Below are 4,948 nucleotides of genomic sequence, written 5' to 3' on the forward strand. Positions count from 1 at the left end.
TAAATAGAAACCGCTTTGCAGAAATGCAGAGCGGTTTTTTCTTTGTCCAAAACACCAGGCATGTCAATTTTAACAGCAATTGCAGGGGGCTTCTGGGGTGCACTTCACTTTGCACCCCAGGGTGCATTGTTCAAGAATTTAAGGGAATAATCGTGTAATTGTATCAAATGTTGTAAGGCAACCGACCCGCCCTATAACACGGGAAATGACTTCATTTACGAAGATGATTTTTCGCAGAAGGCAGCGGATTATGCAGAGAACAGCGGGCAGACCGATGAAAAAGGAAATCGGCTGGTACAAAATAGTGAAAGCAACGGAAGATTTCATACGGATTGGTTGAATATGATGTATCCGAGACTTCGCATAGCAAAAGACTTGCTTAGTGAATATGGGGTTATCTTTATAAGTATCGATGATAATGAAGTGGAAAATTTGAGAAAATCTTGTGATGAGATTTTTGGAGAGCAAAACTTTGTAGCTAATATTGTCTGGCAGTCGACTGCTGGATCTAATACGGGTACTGATATAGTGACTGTTACTGAAAATGTTTTAATATATACAAAAAATCGATCGAGCTTCACATTTGACGGAATGCTTGCTGATGATAAAAGTTATTCTTTGACAGATGAATATGAAAAAGTACGAGGAAAATATGCATTAGATAAACTTGACAGGCGAAGAGTTTCTGGACATTATTCTGAGGCATTGAATTATGGAATAACCATGCCAGATGGATCAATTCGCTACCCTGGTGGAGGAAACAAAAGATCTACTGAGGGATGGAATTATCTCTGGAGCAAAACAAAAGTTGACTGGGGGATTGCAAATGGATTTATTGAATTTAAGAAAACGGGGGGAGAATGGAATGTATATAATAAGCGTTATGCTCGTATTGACAACGAGGGAAATCCTATCGAAAGAACAATTCCATTTAGAAATTTGATTACATCTGATCAAAGTAATACTGCTCAAGGTACTGCGGAAATGCGATCGTTATTTGATCTAAGAACATTTGATTTTCCAAAACCAACTAGCTTGATAAAACAGCTTTTACTTACGGCAGTACGAACAGATAAAAACAGCATTATACTTGACTTTTTCTCTGGCTCTGCTACTACTGCACACGCAGTTATACAGTTAAATGCTGATGACAGTGGAAATCGTAAATTTATCTTAGTGCAGCTCCCAGAAGAAACAAACGAAAAATCAGAAGCATATAAAGCCGGTTACAAGACGATTTGCGACATCGGCGAAGAACGCATCCGCCGCGCCGGCAAGAAAATCAAAGAGGAAACGGGGGCTGATATCGACTACGGCTTCCGCTGCTTTAAGGTGGACTCTTCCAACATGAAAGATGTATATTACAAACCTTCTGATGTAAAACAAGTAGAATTGGATCTTTTTACAGACAACATCAAAGAAGACCGTACACCGGAAGACCTTCTAATCCAGGTCATGCTGGATCTGGGAGTATTGCTGTCTTCCAAAGTGGAAGAGGAAGAAATTGCAGGGAAGAAGGTTTTTTCTGTGGCCGATGGCTATCTGATTGCCTGCTTTGACAGGGATGTGACCGATGATGTTGTGACCGCCATTGCCAGAAAGCATCCTTTCTATGCAGTATTCCGTGACAGTTCTTTCAGCTCTGACAGTGTGGCTGCAAACTTCGAGCAGATTTTTGATACCTATAGTCCGCAAACGGTAAGGAAGGTGCTGTGATATGGTTGCCATGAAATTTAAATTCACCATACAGGGGTACCAGACGGATGCTGTAAACAGCGTAGTCAGAGTATTCTCCGGCCAGCCCTTTCAGGATAAGGTCGGCTACCGTCGGGATGTTGGCAGCCAGGATGACTATCGCAACCTGTTTAACGGGCAGCAGTCTGATGAAGAACTATTCATGGGGTTTGCCAACGCACCGGTTTCGCTGAACGAGCCACAGCTTCTTCATAACATCCGGGAAGTCCAAAAGGGCAGCAATATTAAGGAATCTTCTTCTCTTGCCCGGCATATGGGGGCCTGCTCTCTGGATGTGGAAATGGAAACGGGTACAGGAAAGACCTATGTTTACATCAAGACCATGTTCGAGCTGAATAAGCAGTATGGGTGGAGCAAGTTCATTGTGGTAGTCCCCTCCATTGCCATCCGGGAAGGAGTGCAGAAGAGTTTCCAGATGATGCAGGATCACTTCATGGAGCAGTACGGGAAAAAGGCAAGGTTCTTTGTGTATAACTCCAAAAATCTGACGGACATTGACCGATTCAGTTCCAGCGCAGATCTTTCTGTTATGATTATTAATGTACAGGCCTTCAATGCCCGGGGTAAGGATGCCCGAAGGATCCACATGGAGCTGCCGGAGGATTTTGGCGGACGCAGGCCCATCGATGTGATCCAGGCCAACAGGCCCATTGTGATTCTGGACGAACCGCAGAAAATGGGCGGCAAAAAGACGCAGGAATCCCTGAAGGAATTCAATCCACTGTTTATGCTGAATTATTCCGCCACCCATAAAGAGCATCATGATCTGGTGTATGTTTTGGATGCGCTGGACGCCTACCGGATGAAGCTGGTCAAAAAGATCGAGGTCAAGGGCTTCGATATCAAGAATCTCCGGGGAACAGACGGCTACCTGTTTCTGGAGAATATTGTCATATCCCCGAAGAAACCGCCTATGGCGCGCCTGGAATTTGAAATCCGCTATGAGAAGTCCATCAATCGGGAGACCAGACTCGTAGGTGTGGATGATGACCTTTATACTCTTTCGAAAGGGATGGAGCAGTATCAGGGGTATCATATCAATGAGATTGACCCCATCAAGGGCGCTGTGACATTTACCAATGGCATGGAAATTCACACAGGCGAAGTCCTGGGCGATGTCAGTGAAAAGGATATTCGTCGTGTACAGATCCGCGAGACTATTCGGTCCCATTTCGAAAAGGAAAAGGAACTGTATGATCGCGGTATCAAGACCCTTTCCCTGTTCTTTATCGATAAGGTGGAGAATTACCGAAAGTATGATGCTGACGGGAACGAAGTGAATTCGGAATATGGCCGGATTTTTGAAGAGGAATATACAGCGATTCTCAATGAATATCTGACTCTGTTCAACACGCCTTATGAGCAGTATCTGCGCAGCATCGATGTGCATGCTACCCATGCCGGATATTTCAGCATCGACAAAAAAGGCCACAAGATTGACAGTAAAATGAAGCGTGGCTCTGATATCAGCGATGATGAGTCTGCCTATGAATTGATTCTGAAAGATAAGGAGAAACTGCTGTCTTTTGACAACCCGGTTCGTTTTATTTTCTCCCATTCCGCCTTGCGGGAAGGCTGGGATAATCCGAATGTCTTCCAGATCTGCACGCTGAAGCATGGCGGCGATTCGACAACCAACAAGCGGCAGGAAGTGGGCCGTGGCCTTCGAATCTGCGTGAACCAATCCGGCAGCCGGATGGATGAGCACGTTCTTGGCTCAGAGGTACAGGAAGTCAACAAGCTGACCGTTATCGCGAGTGATGGCTATAAGGACTTTGTTTCTTCTCTGCAGAAGGAAATCAGGGATGACCTGTATGAGCGGCCAACTAAGGCAACGCCGGAATACTTTGCAGGCAAACGGCTGAGAGTCGGTGATGATACCATCACCGTTACCAGCGATGAGGCAAACGCGATTTATTTCTATCTGGTGAAAAATGATTACATTGACGAAGACGGTCATGTCACGGATCAGTATCGGACGGATGCTGAGAATCATTCCCTGGCTCCGCTTCCGGAGAAAGTGAAACATATCGGGGATGGCGTGCATGCGCTGGTGCAGGGTATCTTTGATGAACATGCGCTTGACGGTATGATTGAGAATGGTCACGTGACAAAGGTGCAGGAAAATGCGCTGAATGACAATTTCTTCAAGAAAGAATTCCAGACGCTCTGGAATTACATCAATCATAAATGGAGTTATTCTGTGCATTTTGACAGCAATGAGCTGATTCAGAATGCAATCCGGCATATTGACGATAAACTTTTTGTTACAGAGCTCCAGTACACGGTGACCCGGGGAACCCAGGGGGAAGAATGGTCTGCGGAAAAAGTAAAGGAAGGGCAAGGCTTTATTGCTGAAAAGAGCCACACCTATACCCTAAAACGGGGCGAGACCAGCCAGGTCAAATATGATTTGATTGGTCAGATTGGAACCAGGACCCATTTGACCAGAAGAACGGTTACGGCAATCCTGAAAGGAATTTCTCCTGTCAAATTCGTCATGTATCGGTATAATCCCGAGGAATTTATTTCCAAGGTTTCGAAGCTGATCAATGAAGAAAAAGCTGCTATGATTGTCAATGATATTACTTATAATCAGACCGACGGGTCCTACGATTCGACCATCTTTACAGCCGAAAAGAATAAGGACTTTTCCAAAGCCTATCGGGCGAAGAAGAATGTGCAGGATTATGTTTTCGCTGATGGAACGGCAGAAAAATCCGTGGAACGCAAATTTGCAGAAGATATGGATCTGGACGATAAAGTGGTGGTATATGCCAAGCTGCCGCGGGGCTTCCAGATTCCGACTCCTGTGGGGAACTATGCACCGGACTGGGCGATAGCTTTTCAGAAGGGAACCGTAAAGCATATCTACTTTGTGGCTGAAACGAAAGGCTCTATGGAAAGCCTGGATTTGCGTCCCATTGAACAGGCTAAGATTACCTGTGCCAAGAAACTTTTCAATGAGATTTCAAAAGATGATGTGGTATATGACCAGGTAGACTCCTATCAGAATCTGTTGAGCTTGATGAATGCAATTTAAAAGAGAAGACTAACCCTGGCGTAAATGCTCATGTACGGTAAGGAAGCAAGCAACCGAAAACAAGAGATAGACCGCCAGCACTACACTATTCCGAACCAAAGACCAAAAGATAAGCATTGTGGGAAAATCTAAACTTTTGGATTTTCCTAC

1 protein-coding gene and 1 pseudogene are annotated in these 4,948 nt (G+C 44.7%); both read left to right on the forward strand.

Annotation, left to right across the window (positions count from 1 at the left end; all coding sequences use genetic code 11):
- Positions 1-183: 183 nt before the first annotated feature.
- Positions 184-1,716 (forward strand): annotated as a pseudogene (locus ACTUHY_RS12715) (site-specific DNA-methyltransferase); the annotation flags it as partial.
- 10 nt (positions 1,717-1,726) lie between these two features.
- Complete coding sequence (locus ACTUHY_RS12720) at positions 1,727-4,798, forward strand: type III restriction-modification system endonuclease (RefSeq protein ID WP_442827989.1); 3,072 nt, start codon at positions 1,727-1,729, stop codon at positions 4,796-4,798.
- The last annotated feature ends 150 nt before the right edge of the window (positions 4,799-4,948 follow it).

It is taken from the genome of Acidaminococcus nyctereutis (assembly GCF_052216985.1).
Taxonomy (GTDB): domain Bacteria; phylum Bacillota; class Negativicutes; order Acidaminococcales; family Acidaminococcaceae; genus Acidaminococcus; species Acidaminococcus fermentans_A.